Annotated in this window: 17 protein-coding genes and 1 rRNA gene (1 of these 18 cut by a window edge); 9 read left to right on the forward strand and 9 right to left on the reverse strand. The window is 58.8% G+C overall.

The window, feature by feature from the left end:
• Positions 1-226 precede the first annotated feature (226 nt).
• From ACM530_RS12810 to ACM530_RS12825, 4 genes are all read left to right on the forward strand, one after another.
• Positions 227-820 (forward strand): aminodeoxychorismate/anthranilate synthase component II, encoded by a 594-nt coding sequence (locus tag ACM530_RS12810; RefSeq protein ID WP_094951420.1) that lies wholly within the window; start codon positions 227-229, stop codon positions 818-820.
• A 9-nt stretch (positions 821-829) separates the two neighbouring features.
• Positions 830-1879, forward strand: coding sequence for an anthranilate phosphoribosyltransferase (gene trpD, locus ACM530_RS12815; protein WP_010206948.1), 1050 nt, complete (start codon positions 830-832; stop codon positions 1877-1879).
• Entirely contained in the window at positions 1876-2712 is an 837-nt protein-coding gene (gene trpC / locus ACM530_RS12820; RefSeq protein ID WP_145157423.1) for an indole-3-glycerol phosphate synthase TrpC, read from the forward strand. Before trpD ends, trpC begins: the two co-directional genes overlap by 4 nt.
• A gap of 157 nt (positions 2713-2869) precedes the next feature.
• Positions 2870-3565 carry a biotin/lipoate A/B protein ligase family protein gene (locus ACM530_RS12825; protein WP_416364900.1) on the forward strand — a complete coding sequence of 232 codons (696 nt, stop codon included), beginning with the start codon at positions 2870-2872 and terminating at the stop codon, positions 3563-3565.
• Here ACM530_RS12825 and crp read toward each other — a convergent pair.
• Complete coding sequence (gene crp / locus ACM530_RS12830) at positions 3562-4206, reverse strand: cAMP-activated global transcriptional regulator CRP (protein ID WP_106575498.1); 645 nt, start codon at positions 4204-4206, stop codon at positions 3562-3564. The two genes, ACM530_RS12825 and crp, sit on opposite strands and share 4 nt — an antisense overlap.
• 250 nt (positions 4207-4456) lie before the next feature.
• On the opposite strand from crp, the gene ACM530_RS12835 reads away from it, so the two are divergent.
• Positions 4457-4879, forward strand: coding sequence for an OsmC family protein (locus ACM530_RS12835; protein WP_005792019.1), 423 nt, complete (start codon positions 4457-4459; stop codon positions 4877-4879).
• 66 nt (positions 4880-4945) lie between these two features.
• Here ACM530_RS12835 and coq7 read toward each other — a convergent pair whose 3' ends face one another.
• From coq7 to hemJ, 6 genes are all read right to left on the reverse strand, one after another.
• Entirely contained in the window at positions 4946-5593 is a 648-nt protein-coding gene (coq7, locus tag ACM530_RS12840; protein WP_145157417.1) for a 2-polyprenyl-3-methyl-6-methoxy-1,4-benzoquinone monooxygenase, read from the reverse strand.
• A 117-nt stretch (positions 5594-5710) separates the two neighbouring features.
• Positions 5711-6049: a histidine triad nucleotide-binding protein gene (locus tag ACM530_RS12845; protein WP_106575496.1), complete on the reverse strand. Its 339-nt coding sequence runs from the start codon at positions 6047-6049 to the stop codon at positions 5711-5713.
• A gap of 45 nt (positions 6050-6094) precedes the next feature.
• Positions 6095-6883 carry an SDR family NAD(P)-dependent oxidoreductase gene (locus ACM530_RS12850; RefSeq protein WP_416364901.1) on the reverse strand — a complete coding sequence of 263 codons (789 nt, stop codon included), beginning with the start codon at positions 6881-6883 and terminating at the stop codon, positions 6095-6097.
• 62 nt (positions 6884-6945) lie between these two features.
• Positions 6946-7911 (reverse strand): DUF805 domain-containing protein, encoded by a 966-nt coding sequence (locus tag ACM530_RS12855; RefSeq protein WP_145157412.1) that lies wholly within the window; start codon positions 7909-7911, stop codon positions 6946-6948.
• A 71-nt stretch (positions 7912-7982) separates the two neighbouring features.
• Entirely contained in the window at positions 7983-8945 is a 963-nt protein-coding gene (locus tag ACM530_RS12860) for an NAD(P)H-dependent flavin oxidoreductase (RefSeq protein ID WP_169367715.1), read from the reverse strand.
• Positions 8946-8969: 24 nt separating this feature from the next.
• Entirely contained in the window at positions 8970-9398 is a 429-nt protein-coding gene (gene hemJ / locus ACM530_RS12865; protein ID WP_416364902.1) for a protoporphyrinogen oxidase HemJ, read from the reverse strand.
• 136 nt (positions 9399-9534) lie between these two features.
• Here hemJ and argC point away from each other — a divergent pair, with 136 nt between their 5' ends.
• Positions 9535-10569: an N-acetyl-gamma-glutamyl-phosphate reductase gene (argC, locus tag ACM530_RS12870; protein ID WP_145157408.1), complete on the forward strand. Its 1035-nt coding sequence runs from the start codon at positions 9535-9537 to the stop codon at positions 10567-10569.
• A gap of 165 nt (positions 10570-10734) precedes the next feature.
• Entirely contained in the window at positions 10735-11085 is a 351-nt protein-coding gene (erpA, locus tag ACM530_RS12875; RefSeq protein WP_003176443.1) for an iron-sulfur cluster insertion protein ErpA, read from the forward strand.
• Positions 11086-11148: 63 nt separating this feature from the next.
• Here the strand turns inward: erpA and ACM530_RS12880 are convergent, their stop codons facing one another.
• The gene (locus ACM530_RS12880; RefSeq protein ID WP_416364903.1) at positions 11149-12240 is read right to left on the reverse strand and encodes an anhydro-N-acetylmuramic acid kinase; all 1092 of its coding nucleotides are present in this window, start codon (positions 12238-12240) and stop codon (positions 11149-11151) included.
• Between the two features lie 3 nt (positions 12241-12243).
• A complete protein-coding gene (locus ACM530_RS12885; protein WP_416364904.1) occupies positions 12244-13656 on the reverse strand; it encodes a peptidoglycan DD-metalloendopeptidase family protein in 1413 nt (470 codons plus the stop codon).
• Positions 13657-13865: 209 nt separating this feature from the next.
• On the opposite strand from ACM530_RS12885, the gene tyrS reads away from it, so the two are divergent.
• Together tyrS and ACM530_RS12895 are read left to right on the forward strand one after the other, a co-directional pair.
• Positions 13866-15065, forward strand: coding sequence for a tyrosine--tRNA ligase (gene tyrS, locus ACM530_RS12890; RefSeq protein ID WP_145157402.1), 1200 nt, complete (start codon positions 13866-13868; stop codon positions 15063-15065).
• A gap of 553 nt (positions 15066-15618) precedes the next feature.
• Positions 15619-16251, forward strand: a 16S ribosomal RNA gene (locus tag ACM530_RS12895); it runs 904 nt beyond the window's last position.

Here is a 16251-nt window from a genome sequence, read left to right on the forward strand (position 1 = left end):
ATCAGCAAACTCTTGATGCGAGTAGTCAAGGCACACGCCCGTTGGCGTTGGCGCGCCTGACATTTTTCTCTGCCGGCCTGGCCGGACCTGTACCGATTTGCCTTCTTCACCCGTTGTTTGACGCCCCTTGCCGGCTCACCCTGGCAACCGGAACGTGCGTCTGGCAGCGGGTCACTCCTGGAAGGCGGTCATTCGAAATCAGTGAATTCAAGAGGTTTGAACCCACATGTTGCTGATGATTGATAACTACGACTCCTTTACCTACAACGTTGTGCAGTACCTGGGCGAGCTCGGTGCCGAGGTCAAGGTCGTGCGCAATGATGAACTGACGGTCGCCGAAATCGCCGCCCTGAACCCGGAGCGCATCGTAGTTTCGCCAGGCCCCTGCACGCCGACCGAAGCCGGTGTGTCCCTGGAAGCAATCAAGTATTTCGCCGGCAAGTTGCCGATCCTGGGCGTGTGCCTGGGCCACCAGTCCATTGGCCAGGCCTTTGGCGGTGATGTGGTTCGCGCGCGCCAGGTAATGCACGGCAAAACCAGCCCGGTGTTCCATAAAGACCTGGGCGTATTCCACGGCCTGAACCTGCCGGTGACGGTCACCCGTTACCACTCGCTGGTGGTCAAGCGTGAGACCCTGCCCGAGTGCCTGGAGCTGACCGCCTGGACCCAGCTGGAAGACGGTTCGGTCGATGAGATCATGGGCCTGCGCCACAAGACACTGAATATCGAAGGGGTGCAATTTCACCCCGAGTCGATCCTGACCGAGCAGGGCTACGAGCTGTTCGCTAACTTTCTCAAGCAGAGCGGCGGCACGCGCTAAGGACTTTTCATGGATATCAAGACTGCCCTGAGCCGTATCGTCGGCCATCTGGACCTGAGCACCGCTGAAATGAGCGATGTGATGCGCGAGATCATGACCGGCCAATGCACCGACGCGCAGATCGGCGCGTTCATGATGGCGATGCGCATGAAGAGCGAAAGCATCGACGAAATCGTCGGCGCCGTGTCGGTGATGCGTGAGCTGGCCGACAAGGTCGAACTCAAGACCCTCGACGGCGTGGTCGACGTGGTCGGCACCGGCGGTGACGGTGCGAATATCTTCAACGTATCGACGGCTTCCTCCTTTGTGGTCGCGGCGGCCGGTTGCACCGTCGCCAAGCACGGTAACCGCGCGGTCTCTGGCAAGAGCGGCAGCGCCGACTTGCTGGAAGCAGCCGGGATCTACCTGAACCTGACGCCGGTACAAGTGGCGCGCTGCATCGACAGCGTCGGCATTGGCTTCATGTTTGCCCAATCCCACCACGGTGCGATGAAACACGCGGCCGGCCCGCGCAAGGACCTTGGCCTGCGCACTCTGTTCAACATGCTCGGCCCGCTTACGAATCCGGCCGGTGTGAAACATCAGGTGGTGGGTGTGTTCAGTCAGGCGCTGTGCCGCCCGTTGGCCGAGGTGTTGCAACGCCTGGGCAGCAAGCACGTGCTGGTGGTGCATTCCAAAGACGGTTTGGACGAGTTCAGCCTGGCCGCCCCGACCTTTGTGGCGGAACTGAAGAACGACCAAGTCACCGAGTACTGGGTCGAGCCCGAAGACCTCGGCATGAAAAGCCAGAGCCTGCATGGCCTGGCGGTGGAAAGCCCGGCCGCCTCGCTTGAACTGATTCGGGATGCCCTGGGGCGTCGCAAAACGGAAAACGGCCAGAAAGCTGCCGAAATGATCGTGCTCAATGCCGGCGCGGCACTGTACGCCGCCGATCACGCCTACAGTCTCAAAGAGGGCGTGGCCCTCGCACATGATGCATTGCACACCGGGCTCGCTCGCGAGAAGCTCGAAGAACTGGGTGCCTTTACTGCGGTGTTCAAGATGGAGAATGAAGGATGAGTGTGCCGACCGTTCTGGAAAAAATCCTGGCCCGCAAGGCTGAAGAAGTCGCCGAGCGTCGCGCCCGCGTCAGCCTGGCCGAGTTGGAAGCTCAAGCGAAGATCGCCGATGCGCCGCGTGGTTTTGCCAACGCCCTGATAAAGCAGGCCAAGGACAAGCAGCCCGCGGTCATTGCCGAGATCAAAAAAGCCTCACCCAGCAAGGGCGTGATCCGCGAGCTCTTTAATCCTGAAGACATTGCCAAGAGCTACGAGAAGGGCGGCGCAACCTGCCTGTCGGTACTGACCGATATCGACTTCTTCCAGGGTTGCGACCTGTTCCTGCAACAGGCCCGCGCGGCGTGCAAGTTGCCGGTGATCCGCAAGGATTTCATGGTTGACCCGTACCAGATCGTCGAGGCCCGTGCCTTGGGCGCCGACTGCGTGCTGCTGATCGTCTCTGCACTGGATGACGTGAAGATGGCTGAGTTGGCGGCCGTGGCCAAAAGCGTTGGCCTGGATGTGCTGGTGGAAGTCCACGACGGCAATGAGCTGGAACGTGCACTGAAAACCCTCGATACACCGTTGGTGGGGGTCAATAACCGTAACCTGCACACCTTCGAGGTCAGCCTGGAAAACACGCTGGACCTGCTGCCGCGTATCCCGCGTGACCGTCTGGTGATCACCGAGAGTGGCATCCTCAACCGCGCTGATGTGGAACTGATGGAAATCAGCGGGGTGTACTCGTTCCTGGTGGGCGAGACCTTTATGCGCGCCGAGAACCCGGGGGCGGAGCTGCAGCGTTTGTTTTTTCCTGAGCGTGGTGTGGCGGTTAGCGGTTCGACCCTGGATTGATTTGAAACACGGTCAAAAATGCGCGAGCGGGCTTGTGTGGGAGCTGGCTTGCCTGCGATAGCATCACCAGGGTGTAACTGATACGCCGCGGTGCCTGTATCGCAGGCAAGCCAGCTCCCACATTAGTTTTGTGTCTATCCAGAGAAGTAGGTGTTTGATGATTCGACCCCTATCGATGACCGTAGAAGCAGGCCTCGCTGCCGAACAAGACCTGTTGGCGGCCGTTTGCGCTGGCGAGCGAGCGTTCGGGCTGCTGTTCTGGCAGCCCTGCGATCAAGCACTGGTCATGCCGCGCCGCTTGAGCCGCTTGCCCGCGTTTGAAGCCGCGAGCCGCGTATCAGCCGATGCCGGTTGGCCGGTGTTGCTACGTGAAACCGGCGGCGAGCCGGTGCCGCAGTCTGGCGCTACCGTCAATATCGCCCTGGTTTACGCGCCGCCGCGCAGCGAAGGCGATCAAGGGCGCATCGAAACCGGTTACCAGCGTTTGTGCCAGCCGATCTGCGACTTATTGATTGAGTTGGGCGGTGACGCGTCCGTCGGTGAAGTCGACGGAGCGTTTTGCGACGGTCGTTACAACGTCAATCTCAACGGTCGCAAGATGGTGGGCACCGCCCAGCGCTGGCGACAGAGCGGCGGCCGCCCGGTGGGGTTGGTGCACGGCGCCCTGTTGCTGGATGACGATCGCGAAGAATTGATTGCAGCGGTCAACCGTTTCAATGAAGCCTGCGGCCTCGACCAGCGCGTACGTGCCGACAGCCATATCGCACTGCATGAAGCCTTTCCCGCGCCGGATGCGATCAGCCGGCTGGATACCTTGTACCGTCAAATGCTGGCCGGCTTTCTGCCGGGTTAACGCGTGCCGAACACCACCATCGTCTTGCCTTTGACGTGCACCAGGTTGCGCTCTTCCAGGTCCTTGAGTACGCGACCGACCATTTCCCGTGAGCAGCCGACAATGCGCCCGATTTCCTGGCGCGTGACTTTGATCTGCATGCCGTCCGGATGGGTCATGGCATCCGGTTGCTTGCACAGCTCCAGCAGGCAGCGGGCCACGCGGCCGGTGACGTCAAAGAACGCCAGGTCACCGACTTTGCGCGTGGTGTCGCGCAGGCGCTGGGCAATCTGGCCGCTCAGGGCGTAAAGGATGTCGGGATCATGCTGGGCCAATTCGCGGAATTTCGCGTAACTGATTTCGGCAACGTCGCATTCAATCTTGGCGCGCACCCAGGCGCTGCGCTCTTGCTCTTTGCCGGCTTGTTCGAACAGCCCCAACTCCCCGAAGAAATCGCCGGTATTGAGGTAGGCGATGATCATCTCGCGACCGTCTTCATCCTCGATCAGGATGGTGACCGAGCCTTTGATGATGAAGAACAGTGTTTCGGAACGTTCGCCCGCGCAGATGATGTTGTGCTTGGCCGGATAACGCCGGCGCTGGCAATGCATCAGCAGCTTGTCGAGATTCTTGATCTTGGGTGTGGGAGTAAGAGCAACCATGGTTGTATCCCGGAAAGACTGCACGGTGTGGTTGGATTTATTTTTTTATCCAGCGATGTCGGCATTGATACACGCTGTACAAAGGATGGCAATGCGCCATTGAATTGGCGCCAGCTTACCAGACACATTCTGCCTCGATTAAGGAATTTACCGAGCAAACGCTGTCATTGATCGCTTTGCAGGCAGGACGCTGCGGTTCCAGGGCCCTGTGCTAAGCTGGCGACCCTTTTTTAGCAGTGGAGTCTGGGCGATGAAGGCACGCATCCAATGGGCGGGCGAAGCCATGTTCCTCGGTGAGTCGGGCAGTGGCCATGTGGTGGTCATGGATGGCCCGCCGGAAGCCGGCGGCCGTAACCTGGGCGTACGTCCGATGGAAATGCTCCTGCTGGGTGTCGGCGGTTGCAGCAATTTCGACGTGGTCAGCATCCTGAAGAAATCCCGCCAGGCCGTGGAAAGCTGCGAAGCCTTCCTGGAAGCCGAGCGCGCCACTGAAGACCCGAAGGTGTTCACCAAGATCCACATGCATTTCGTGGTGAAGGGCCGGGCGCTGAAAGAAGCCCAGGTCAAGCGTGCCATCGAGCTGTCGGCCGAGAAGTATTGCTCGGCGTCGATCATGCTGGGCGCGGCCGGTGTGGCAATCACTCATGATTATGAAATCATCGAGTTGGGTTGATCGCCAAGCGGCAAAAGAAAAGGGCGCCTGTGTGGCGCCCTTTTTTGTGGGTCAGATTCAATGCACTTAGATGCGATAGGTGCTCTTGGTCATGACTTTGGCCAACAGGCTCATGCCAAACCGCACCGGTGCCGGGAAGCGGAAACCGCCGGCATCCAGTGCGCTTTCTGCGTGGTGTTCTTCATCGATGCGCATCTGCTCGAGGATGGCCCGGGACTTTTCATCCTCGGCCGGCAGCTGTTCCAGGTGTTCATCCAAATGCTTGCACACCTGATGTTCCGTCGCAGCGACAAAGCCAAGGCTGACCTTGTCACTGATCAGGCCGGCAGCGGCGCCGATACCAAACGACAAACCGTAAAACAGTGGGTTCAGCACGCTCGTATGGCTGCCCAACTGACGAATGCGCTGCTCACACCAGGCCAGGTGGTCGATTTCTTCCTCGGCGGCGTGTTCCATCGCCGCACGCACCTGCGGCAGCTTGGCGGTCAGCGCCTGGCCCTGGTACAGCGCCTGGGCACAGACTTCGCCGGTATGGTTGATGCGCATCAGGCCGACGACGTGGCGGGTGTCGCTCTCGCTCATCTGCGAATCCGGCTGCACGATTGCGGGCGATGGGCGGTACGGTTGGCCGCTGAACGGCAACAGCGTGCGCATGGCCATGTCGGCTTGCAGCAACAGACGGTCAATCGGCGAGTAGTGACGTTGGGTAGTCATGCTGACCTCCGGGAAGAATCTCGGCGGCCAGTTTACCGCAAGAGAGGGCGAAGCGTTTGCGCTGAGTTAAGGGCATGAAGTCGCAGCCCTGGGCCGCGACCTCTGCAGGAAGGCTGATCAGCCCGGTGGCCAGTTCATCTGGCGCTGCCCCAGCACATGCATATGAATGTGATAAACGGTCTGCCCGCCTTCTTCATTGCAGTTCATCACCACGCGAAAGCCTTTCTCGCAGCCCTGTTCCACAGCCAGACGCTGAGCGGTAAACAGAATATGGCCGGCCAGGGCTTTATCGTCTTCGGTGAGGTCATTGAGGGTGCGGATCGGCTTTTTTGGAATGACCAGAAAATGCACGGGCGCCATCGGGGCGATGTCGTGGAAAGCGAGGACCTGGTCATCTTCATAGATGATCTTCGCCGGTATTTCCCTGTTGATGATCTTGGTGAACAGAGTATCCACAGCTGTTTCTCCATTGTGAAAGTGCAGGGGAGTGTACCCAGGCCGTCAACGTGGGCAATAGGCCTTGTTGATGGCGCCGGCAATCTTGCGCGTCATCCAGCGGGGGCTCAGGCGTGGGCTGAACGCCAGCCAACGGTTACGCCGCCCGGGAATGATGATGGCTTTGTTTCTTTCCAAGGCCCGCACGGTATAGAGCGCGACTTCTTCCGGGCTCATCAGTTGTTGGCTGCGGTCGAGTTTGGCGGTGTCCATTTGCGCGGTACCAAAAAAGGCTGTGCGCGTAGGGCCAGGACACAGCACCGAGACCTTGATGCCACAGGTCTTCAATTCTTCGCGCAGCCCTTCGGAGAAGTGCAGCACATACGCCTTGCTGGCGTAATAGCTGCTCATCCAGGGGCCCGGCTGAAACGCGGCGACCGAAGCAACGTTAAGAATCTGCCCGCCGCCATGCAGCGCCATGGCATTGCCCAGGGCATGGCACATACGGGTCAGGGCCAGGATGTTGACTTCGATCAGGTCTTGTTCGGTCATCCAGTCCTGGGCCAGGAACGGTCCGCTGGTGCCGATGCCGGCGCAGTTGACCAGCAGATCGATCTGCCGCTCGCCCTCTTCAAGCTCCAGCAGGAACCCGGACAAGCGCAGCGGCTCGCCCAGATCGCAGGCGCGAAACAACACCTCGACGCCGAAGCGTTGAGTCAATTCGATTGCAATGCTTTCCAACTGATCACGCTGGCGGGCCACCAGAATCAAGCTGCGGCCGCGACGGGCCAATGCTTCGGCCAAGGCCAGGCCAATGCCGCTGGAGGCACCGGTGATCAGAGCGTAACGGGTCATGCCTTTCTCCATCGCAACGCCGCCGGGCCTGTGACAGAGGCATCACAGGCGCCGGGCGTTTCTCACTGTTCTGGAGAGTCTACAGGTTCGGCTGCGTCGTCAGCACTTTGCGCGCCGTCTTCTTCATCAACGATGACGCTTTGATCGGTGTCGTCATCGGCATTGATGGAGCTGCTTTCGTAGCTATTGCTCATGTTGGCTTCGAGTTGATTCAGGTAGCCGTTCATGCCCAGTGTGACCAGGATGGCGAGCATCACCGGAATGAACGCCAGCCACAAGGTCGCCAGCACCTTCACCGCAGTGGAGTTGCGTGGTGGCGGAGGGCCGTATTGGTTGGCACCTGGATTACCGGGCAGCACCAGCAGCAACAGCGGGAAAATGCTGTTCACAAATGGCACCAGGTTCAGGAAATACAGCCAGCCAGACCAGCCCAGATCGTGCAGGCGTTGCACGCCGATTTGCACGCTGACCCAGACCAGCGCAACAAACAGCGCGAAACCCAGCAGCGCGCCGAGAATAGCGCCGGCTGTTGGCGAGGCGGTGGCCACGGCGAAACTGGCGGTGCTGATGATGCCCGCGGCGACCAGCATGGCGAGGGTCAATACCAGCGTCCAGGCCAGGTAGCGCAGACGACCGATACGCCCGTGAATGGTGAAAACCTTGAGCGTTGCGAATGCCTCGGTGTTATCCCCCACGGCTGCACGGGGTGGCGCGTAAGGCGAGGCGGCGGCGCGCGAAAAATCAGCGGCGCTGGTCTGCGTTTCATGGGTTTCGGCAAGGCTGAATGCCACGGGTTGTTCATCTTCGATGCGGGCATCAACACCGGCGTTTTTCAGCGCCGTCAGGTAGGTCTCGGCATCGGCGCGCGACAGGTCACGCTTGAGCGCAACCGGGCGTCCGGTGAAGAGCTTTTCGATCGACTCGACATCGCTCTTGAACAGCTCGGCCAGGTTGAGTTTGGCCGTGGTGCTTTCGACGCCCGGGAGCAAGGCTCCGTCAAACACGATCTTGAAACGGTTGTCGCTCATGCGGGCATCCTTGTCACTGGTAAAGGAGGGGAGTTGCCGGCCCGCTTCAATCGGCAGGCCTGGCGAGTGTATCAGCGTGGCCAGCGCAGTTGTGTCGCCTGTTCGCGGGCCTTGCGGTATTCGGCATCCAGGCGGGCAATCAGTTCATCGACGCCGGGCAGATCATCAATCTCACCGACGCCCTGGCCCGCAGACCACACCGTTTTCCATGCCTTGGCCTCGTCGCTCAACGGCTTGAGCTTGGAGCCGAAGTTGACTTCGCCTTTGCCCTGTAAGGCTGCGAGGTCGAAACCGGCGTTTTCCAGGCTCTGGCGCATAAAGCTGGCGGGCACGCCGGACACAGCGGGAGTGTGCACGATGTCCGCGGCACGCGATGTGAGCAGCATCTCTTTATACGCATCCGGGGCATGGCTTTCAGTGGTGCCGATAAAGCGTGTACCGAAGTAAGCGAGGTCTGCGCCTAACAGCTGGGCGGCGAGGATCTCGTGGCCATGGTTGAGGCAGCCTGCCAACAGCAGGGTTTTGTCGAAGAACTGCCGAATCTCGGCGATCAGCGCGAACGGACTCCAGGTGCCGGCATGGCCGCCGGCGCCTGCAGCCACCGCGATCAGGCCGTCGACACCGGCCTCTGCGGCTTTCTCGGCGTGGCGCCGGGTGGTGACATCGTGAAACACCAGACCGCCGTAGCTGTGCACGGCATCGACCAGTTCTTTCACCGCACCCAGGCTGGTGATGACGATCGGCACTTTGTGCGCCACACAGATCGCCAGATCGGCCTCAAGGCGAGGGTTGCTGTTGTGCACGATCAGGTTGACTGCATACGGCGCGGGGTTATCCAGCTGCGCCAGGCCTGCTTCGATTTCTTCCAGCCAGGCCTTGAAGCCGCTGCTTTCACGTTGGTTCAGTGCCGGGAAACTCCCGACCACGCCATTGCGACAGCAGGCCAGTACCAGTTGCGGGTTGGAAATCAGGAACATCGGCGCTGCCACCACGGGCAGGCGCAGACGTTGTTCAAGCAAAGCGGGCAGCGACATTGGAGGTACCCCGAGTGATTGAAGTTAGAACGGTTTGACCACGACCAAAATTACGATAGCCAGCAATATCAGAACCGGTACTTCATTGAACCAGCGATAAAAGACATGGCTGCGGGTGTTTTCGCCACGGGCAAAGCGTTTTACCTGTGCGCCGCACATATGGTGGTAACCGATGAGCAGCACGACCAGGGTCAGTTTGGCGTGGATCCAGGCACCGGATTGAAAGATCGCAGGGTTGAGGTAGATCAGCCAGCTGCCGAATATCAGGGTAGCGATCATCGCCGGGCCCATGATGCCGCGGTAGAGCTTGCGCTCCATGACGCTGAAGCGTTCCTTGCTGACGGTGTCTTCACTTTGGGCGTGATAGACGAACAGGCGTGGCAGGTAGAACAGCCCGGCAAACCAGCAGACGATGGCGACGATGTGGAAGGCTTTGATCCATAGATAGAGCATTTCTAGTTATTCCCAGGTTCACGGTAACTGAAGATAGTAGTGGCTCATGCGCCCGTACGTCACGTTGACGGTTGTCGCAGGACGATGTGGCCCCTATTATCGACGGCTTTCCAGTGGGTTCGTTGAGGGCAGGTTTATGGTCAAGGTCGGTATCGTCGGCGGCACGGGTTACACCGGTGTCGAATTGCTGCGTCTGTTGGCTCAGCATCCGCAAGCTGAGGTGGTGGTTATCACTTCCCGATCCGAGGCCGGGCTGGCCGTGGCCGATATGTACCCGAACCTGCGAGGCCACTACGACGGCCTGGCGTTCAGCGTGCCGGACATCAAGACCCTTGGCGCCTGTGACGTGGTGTTTTTCGCGACGCCTCACGGGGTGGCGCATGCACTGGCCGGTGAACTGCTGGCGGCGGGCACCAAGGTCATCGACCTGTCGGCCGATTTCCGTCTGCAGGATGCTGACGAATGGGCCAAGTGGTACGGCCAGCCGCACGGCGCGCCTCAATTGCTGGAAGAGGCGGTATACGGCCTGCCTGAAGTCAATCGCGAGCAGATCAAGCAGGCACGCCTGATCGCGGTGCCGGGTTGCTATCCGACTGCCACGCAGTTGGGTTTCCTGCCATTGCTCGAAGCCGGGCTGGCGGACACTTCGCGCCTGATCGCAGACTGCAAGTCGGGTGTGAGCGGCGCAGGTCGCGGGGCAGCTGTAGGTTCGCTGTACTCCGAAACGTCGGAAAGCATGAAGGCCTATGCGGTAAAAGGGCACCGCCACTTGCCGGAAATTCGTCAAGGGCTGCGGCGTGCTGCGGGCAAGGATGTCGGTCTGACGTTCGTGCCGCACCTGACGCCGATGATTCGTGGCATTCACTCCACGCTGTACGCAACCGTGGTCGATCGTTCGGTAGATCTGCAGGCGCTGTTTGAAAAGCGGTATGCCAACGAACCGTTCGTCGATGTAATGCCAGCTGGCAGCCATCCGGAAACCCGCAGCGTGCGCGGTGCCAACGTTTGCCGCATCGCCGTGCACCGTCCCCAGGATGGCGACCTGGTGGTGGTGTTGTCGGTCATCGACAACCTGGTCAAGGGCGCCTCGGGCCAGGCGGTGCAGAACCTGAACATCCTGTTTGGTCTGGATGAGAAGCTGGGCCTGTCCCACGCGGGCATGCTGCCGTAAGGCTTGACTGCTGGTGTGCAAAAGGCCCGTTGATCGGGCCTTTTGTGTTTTTAATGGCGGCAACGCAGATTGATATACCGTAACAATAGTTGACCGCTTTTCTAGGAGAAGCGGATAATGCCCGCCATTACGCATATGGCGGCGGTACGCCGGGAGATTATCAGCATGAGCGTTGAGTCCTTCACCCCCACGGCTTTGCAATTCACCCACGGTGCTGCGCACAAGGTGAAGAGCCTGGTCGATGAAGAGGGTAATGATCGCTTGAAGCTGCGCGTATTTGTTACGGGCGGCGGTTGTTCAGGGTTTCAGTACGGTTTTACCTTCGATGAAGATGTGGCCGATGATGACACTATCGTCGAGCGCGAAGGCGTCAGCCTGGTCGTGGACCCGATGAGCTTCCAATACCTGGCAGGTGCCGAGGTGGATTATCAGGAAGGTCTGGAAGGTTCGCGTTTCGTGATCAAGAACCCGAATGCCACCACGACGTGTGGGTGCGGGTCTTCGTTCTCGATCTGATCCACGGCAGATAAAAAACGCCGCTTGGCTTTGAAAGCCAAGCGGCGTTTTGCTGTCTGGGAGTTAGGCCGGGTAAATCGCGCCCAGTACTCGCAGCCCACGTGCGCCGGTGACGCTGGGGCGGTTGGCGGCAATGCCTTCAAGGCAGCAATGGGCCAGCCAGGCGAAGGCCATGGCCTCGACCCAGTCGGGATCGACGCCATAAGTGGCGGTGCTGCTGACTTGGGTGGACGGCAGCAGCGCCGCCAGACGGTTCATCAGTGTGGCGTTATGCGCGCCGCCCCCACAGACCAGTAGCGTTTCAGTCTCGGACTGTGCAGTTTGCAAGGATTCAACGATGGTCAGCGCCGTCAGTTCAAGCAGGGTTGCCTGTACGTCCTGAGGCTTAAACGCGGGCAGTGTGCCAAGGTGGTGCTGCAGCCAGCTCAGGTTGAAGACTTCACGTCCGGTACTTTTCGGGCCTTGGGTGAGGAAGAAGGGGTCGCTGAGTAGGCGGCTGAGCAACTGAGGCTCAACCTTGCCACTGGCGGCCCACTGGCCGTCAAGGTCAAAGTGCTCGCCGCGCTGTTGGTGAATCCAGGCATCCAGCAAGACGTTTCCGGGGCCGCAGTCGAAGCCGGCTACCGGTTTGCCGGTCTCGATCAGGCTGAGGTTGCTGAACCCGCCAACGTTTAATACGGCACGGTTGCCGGTACGTTCACCGAACAACGCCTCATGAAAAGCCGGCACGAGCGGCGCGCCCTGGCCGCCGGCGGCGACGTCGCGGCTGCGGAAGTCGCTGACCACGGTGATGCCTGTCAGCTCGGTGAGCAGCGCAGGGTTACCGATCTGCACGGTAAAGCCGCGGGCCGGCTCGTGGCGGATCGTCTGCCCGTGGCTGCCAATGGCGCGAATGTCTTCGGGCTTGAGGTTCTGCTGTTGCAGCAAGGCATGGATGCCTCGGGCGGCGAGCGTTACCCAGTGTTGCTGAGCAATCGCTGAACGGGCGATCTCGTCCGGGCCGCTGGCGCACAGGCTTAGCAGCTCGGCGCGCAGGGTCCCGGGCATCGGGATGTAGTGCGTGGCGATCAAGTTGATCGCCGGGTCTTGTTCGATCAGGGCGATATCCAGGCCATCAAGGCTGGTCCCGGACATCACACCTATATAGCGCGGCATACCTTAGCGCTTCGCCGAGGCCAGCAGGGTAGAGCGCTCCTGGTCCATGCGGGCCATCAACGGCTGGCTTTGCTGCAGGAAGCGTGCGCGCTCGGCTTTGGCGATCGGGTCGGCCATTGGCAGCTTCTGGCCCAATGGATCGACGTGAACGCCGTTCACCTGGAATTCATAGTGCAAGTGCGGGCCAGTGGACAGGCCTGTGGTGCCGATGTAGCCGATCACCTGGCCTTGCTTGACGTTGCTGCCTGTGGATACGCCTTTGGCGAACCCTTGCATGTGGCCATACAGCGTGCGGTAGGTGTTGCCGTGCTGGATGATCACGGTATTGCCGTAGCCACCGCGACGCCCGGCCAGCAGCACCTTGCCATCGCCGGCTGCTTTGATCGGCGTGCCACGCGGGGCGGCATAGTCGACGCCTTTGTGAGCGCGGATCTTGTTGAGGATCGGGTGTTTGCGGCCCATGGAGAAACGCGAGCTGATGCGGGCGAAGTCTACCGGCGTACGGATGAAGGCCTTGCGCATGCTGTTGCCATCAGCCGTGTAGTAGCTGGTGTTGCCTTGTTTGTTGGTATAGCGAACGGCGGTGTAGGTCTTGCCACGGTTGGTGAAACGCGCCGAAAGGATGGCGCCGGTGCCGACCACTTTGCCGTTGGCGACTTTCTGCTCGTAGATCACGTCGAATTCATCGCCTTGGCGAATGTCCTGAGCGAAGTCGATGTCGTAGCCAAACACGCTGGCCATGTCCATGGTCATGCTGTGGGACAAGCCCGCGCGGGCGGCCGATTGCGACAGCGAACTGTTGATCACGCCATGTATGTAGGCCGAGCGCATCACCGGTTTGGTGGTGATGCGGTTGAAGGCAAAGCCTTTGGCGCCTTTGGTCAGCGTGATGCTTTCGAGGTCGCTGACATTGCTGTGCAGGTTGTTCAGCTGGCCGTTGGGTGCCAACTCGAACTGAAGCTTCTGCCCGTGCTTGAGCTGTGTGAACTGCTTGGCTTGTTTATCGCTGGCCAGCACCTCATTAACAGTAGAGGCGGGCAGGCCCACTTTCTCGAACAGCGTCGAGAGAGTGTCGCCTTTGGCCACGATCACTTCGCGGTGCAGGGAATTCTTGGCCGCGACGGCCGCAGGCGGCTCTTGAGTGGCGTGTTGAGTGTCTTCGGGAGTGCTTTCTATCTGCGCAAAGGGTGATTCAGTGGGTGCATTTGTGGCTTGTTGCGCGTCGGCAGCGTCTTGATCTTGTGTCAGTTGTTCAACTGGACTTTCCAGGTCAAGGCTCAGGGATGTTCGTTTGGCTTCTACGTCACTGGAAGGGAATACCAGGAGTGCCAGGCTGAGAAGAGCGGCGATACCACTTGCGGCGAGCAGGTGGGTCTTCGGGTAAAGCGGCGGCGCTTTAGACGGTTCTGTGGTCATAAGTAATTTTGACTTTGAAGATGAAATGGAAAAGATGAATGACATGATGAAGATGAAATAACTGTATAAAATATAACCAAATCATCTGTGGCGCAAGCTTGCGAATGCTGGGCTTGCTGAACGGTGTCCGTGCGCAGGGCAAAACTTGTAATTAGTCCCTGATCTTGTATGGTTGGTTCCCTTTTGAATCTGAGCCTTGCGGGTCTGTTATGAAGTCGGTTGAAGAGCAGCTAGCGCTGATAAAACGTGGTGCGGAAGAATTGTTGGTCGAGGCCGAGCTGATCGAAAAGCTCAAGCGTGGCCAACCCCTGCGTATTAAGGCTGGCTTCGATCCAACGGCGCCGGATTTGCACCTGGGTCACACCGTGCTTATTAATAAGCTGCGTCAGTTCCAGGAGCTGGGGCATCAAGTCATCTTCCTTATAGGTGACTTCACCGGGATGATTGGTGATCCAAGCGGCAAGAGCGCGACGCGCCCGCCGCTGACCCGTGAGCAGGTTCTCGACAATGCCGAGACCTACAAGACTCAGGTGTTCAAGATTCTCGATCCGGCCAAGACCGAAGTGGCCTTCAACTCCACCTGGATGGACCAGATGGGGCCGGCTGACTTTATCCGCCTGACATCCCAGTACACCGTGGCACGCATGCTTGAGCGCGATGACTTCGACAAGCGCTACTCCACTAATCAGCCGATCGCGATTCACGAGTTCCTGTACCCGCTGGTTCAAGGGTATGACTCGGTGGCGTTGCGCGCGGACGTTGAGTTGGGGGGTACTGATCAGAAGTTCAACCTGCTGATGGGGCGTGAGCTGCAACGTGCGTATGGGCAAGAGGCGCAGTGCATTCTGACTATGCCGTTGCTGGAGGGGTTGGATGGCGTCAAGAAGATGTCCAAGTCCTTGGGTAACTATGTAGGTATCCAGGAAGCGCCGGGTGTGATGTACGGCAAGCTGGTTTCGATTCCGGATGCGTTGATGTGGCGTTACTTCGAGCTGTTGAGTTTCCGCTCGATGGACGAGATCAATGCGCTGCGTGCTGATGTCGAGGCGGGTGCCAATCCGCGTGACGTGAAGATCAAGTTGGCCGAAGAGATTGTGGCGCGCTTTCATGGTGAAGAGGCTGCGGCAAGTGCTCACCGTGCGGCAGGCAATCGCATGAAGGATGGCGAGTTGCCGGATGATCTGCCGGAGATCGAGCTGACTGCTGCTGAAGCGATGCCGATCGCTGCTGTCCTTAATAAGGCTGGCCTGGTGAAGAACTCGGCGGTTGCGCGTGACCTTCTGGGTTCCGGCGGCGTGCGTATAGATGGTGAGGTTGTTGATCGCACCTTTATATACGAGCTGGGGGCTACCCACGTTTGCCAGGCAGGTAAGAAGGCATTTGCGCGTATTACGCTTAAATCCGAATAAACCTGAAATTAAGTGTTGACGGCGTTTTATATCTGTCTATAATTCGCCCCACTTCCGGCGCAGTCGAAACGGAAAACTCCTTGGTAAACAAAGAGTTAAGCGAGATTCGACAGCGAGTTGCTTCAGTTCATCGAAGCCCAGAAGGAGTTGGTAGGGCAGTGTTGTTTGGCTCTATTAACGTTTCGATCTTCTCGGTCGAAAGCGGAGAAAAAGAGGTGTTGACAGCAGCGTGTAACGCTGTAGAATTCGCCTCCCGCTAACGAGAGATCGGAAGCGCAAGTGGTTGAAGTTGTTGAAGAAATCTTCGAAAACTTCTGAAAATAATCACTTGACAGCAAATGAGGCTGCTGTAGAATGCGCGCCTCGGTTGAGACGAAAGATCTTAACCAACCGCTCTTTAACAACTGAATCAAGCAATTCGTGTGGGTGCTTGTGGAGTCAGACTGATAGTCAACAAGATTATCAGCATCACAAGTTACTCCGCGAGAAATCAAAGATGTAACCAACGATTGCTGAGCCAAGTTTAGGGTTTCTTAAAAACCCAAAGATGTTTGAACTGAAGAGTTTGATCATGGCTCAGATTGAACGCTGGCGGCAGGCCTAACACATGCAAGTCGAGCGGTAGAGAGAAGCTTGCTTCTCTTGAGAGCGGCGGACGGGTGAGTAATGCCTAGGAATCTGCCTGGTAGTGGGGGATAACGTTCGGAAACGGACGCTAATACCGCATACGTCCTACGGGAGAAAGCAGGGGACCTTCGGGCCTTGCGCTATCAGATGAGCCTAGGTCGGATTAGCTAGTTGGTGAGGTAATGGCTCACCAAGGCGACGATCCGTAACTGGTCTGAGAGGATGATCAGTCACACTGGAACTGAGACACGGTCCAGACTCCTACGGGAGGCAGCAGTGGGGAATATTGGACAATGGGCGAAAGCCTGATCCAGCCATGCCGCGTGTGTGAAGAAGGTCTTCGGATTGTAAAGCACTTTAAGTTGGGAGGAAGGGCATTAACCTAATACGTTAGTGTTTTGACGTTACCGACAGAATAAGCACCGGCTAACTCTGTGCCAGCAGCCGCGGTAATACAGAGGGTGCAAGCGTTAATCGGAATTACTGGGCGTAAAGCGCGCGTAGGTGGTTTGTTAAGTTGGATGTGAAATCCCCGGGCTCAACCTGGGAACTGCATTCA

Origin of the sequence: Pseudomonas sp. NFX183 (assembly GCF_047943075.1) — a bacterium.
Classification (GTDB): domain Bacteria; phylum Pseudomonadota; class Gammaproteobacteria; order Pseudomonadales; family Pseudomonadaceae; genus Aquipseudomonas.

Bases quoted from the DNA above. Each gene is read 5' to 3' on its own strand.
- ACM530_RS12810 (WP_094951420.1), top strand. From the start codon at position 227: ATGTTGCTGATGATTGATAACTACGACTCCTTTACCTACAACGTTGTG.
- trpD (WP_010206948.1), top strand. From the start codon at position 830: ATGGATATCAAGACTGCCCTGAGCCGTATCGTCGGCCATCTGGACCTG.
- trpC (WP_145157423.1), top strand. From the start codon at position 1,876: ATGAGTGTGCCGACCGTTCTGGAAAAAATCCTGGCCCGCAAGGCTGAA.
- ACM530_RS12825 (WP_416364900.1), top strand. From the start codon at position 2,870: ATGATTCGACCCCTATCGATGACCGTAGAAGCAGGCCTCGCTGCCGAA.
- crp (WP_106575498.1), bottom strand. From the start codon at position 4,206: ATGGTTGCTCTTACTCCCACACCCAAGATCAAGAATCTCGACAAGCTG.
- ACM530_RS12835 (WP_005792019.1), top strand. From the start codon at position 4,457: ATGAAGGCACGCATCCAATGGGCGGGCGAAGCCATGTTCCTCGGTGAG.
- coq7 (WP_145157417.1), bottom strand. From the start codon at position 5,593: ATGACTACCCAACGTCACTACTCGCCGATTGACCGTCTGTTGCTGCAA.
- ACM530_RS12850 (WP_416364901.1), bottom strand. From the start codon at position 6,883: ATGACCCGTTACGCTCTGATCACCGGTGCCTCCAGCGGCATTGGCCTG.
- ACM530_RS12855 (WP_145157412.1), bottom strand. From the start codon at position 7,911: ATGAGCGACAACCGTTTCAAGATCGTGTTTGACGGAGCCTTGCTCCCG.
- ACM530_RS12860 (WP_169367715.1), bottom strand. From the start codon at position 8,945: ATGTCGCTGCCCGCTTTGCTTGAACAACGTCTGCGCCTGCCCGTGGTG.
- hemJ (WP_416364902.1), bottom strand. From the start codon at position 9,398: ATGCTCTATCTATGGATCAAAGCCTTCCACATCGTCGCCATCGTCTGC.
- argC (WP_145157408.1), top strand. From the start codon at position 9,535: ATGGTCAAGGTCGGTATCGTCGGCGGCACGGGTTACACCGGTGTCGAA.
- erpA (WP_003176443.1), top strand. From the start codon at position 10,735: ATGAGCGTTGAGTCCTTCACCCCCACGGCTTTGCAATTCACCCACGGT.
- ACM530_RS12880 (WP_416364903.1), bottom strand. From the start codon at position 12,240: ATGCCGCGCTATATAGGTGTGATGTCCGGGACCAGCCTTGATGGCCTG.
- ACM530_RS12885 (WP_416364904.1), bottom strand. From the start codon at position 13,656: ATGACCACAGAACCGTCTAAAGCGCCGCCGCTTTACCCGAAGACCCAC.
- tyrS (WP_145157402.1), top strand. From the start codon at position 13,866: ATGAAGTCGGTTGAAGAGCAGCTAGCGCTGATAAAACGTGGTGCGGAA.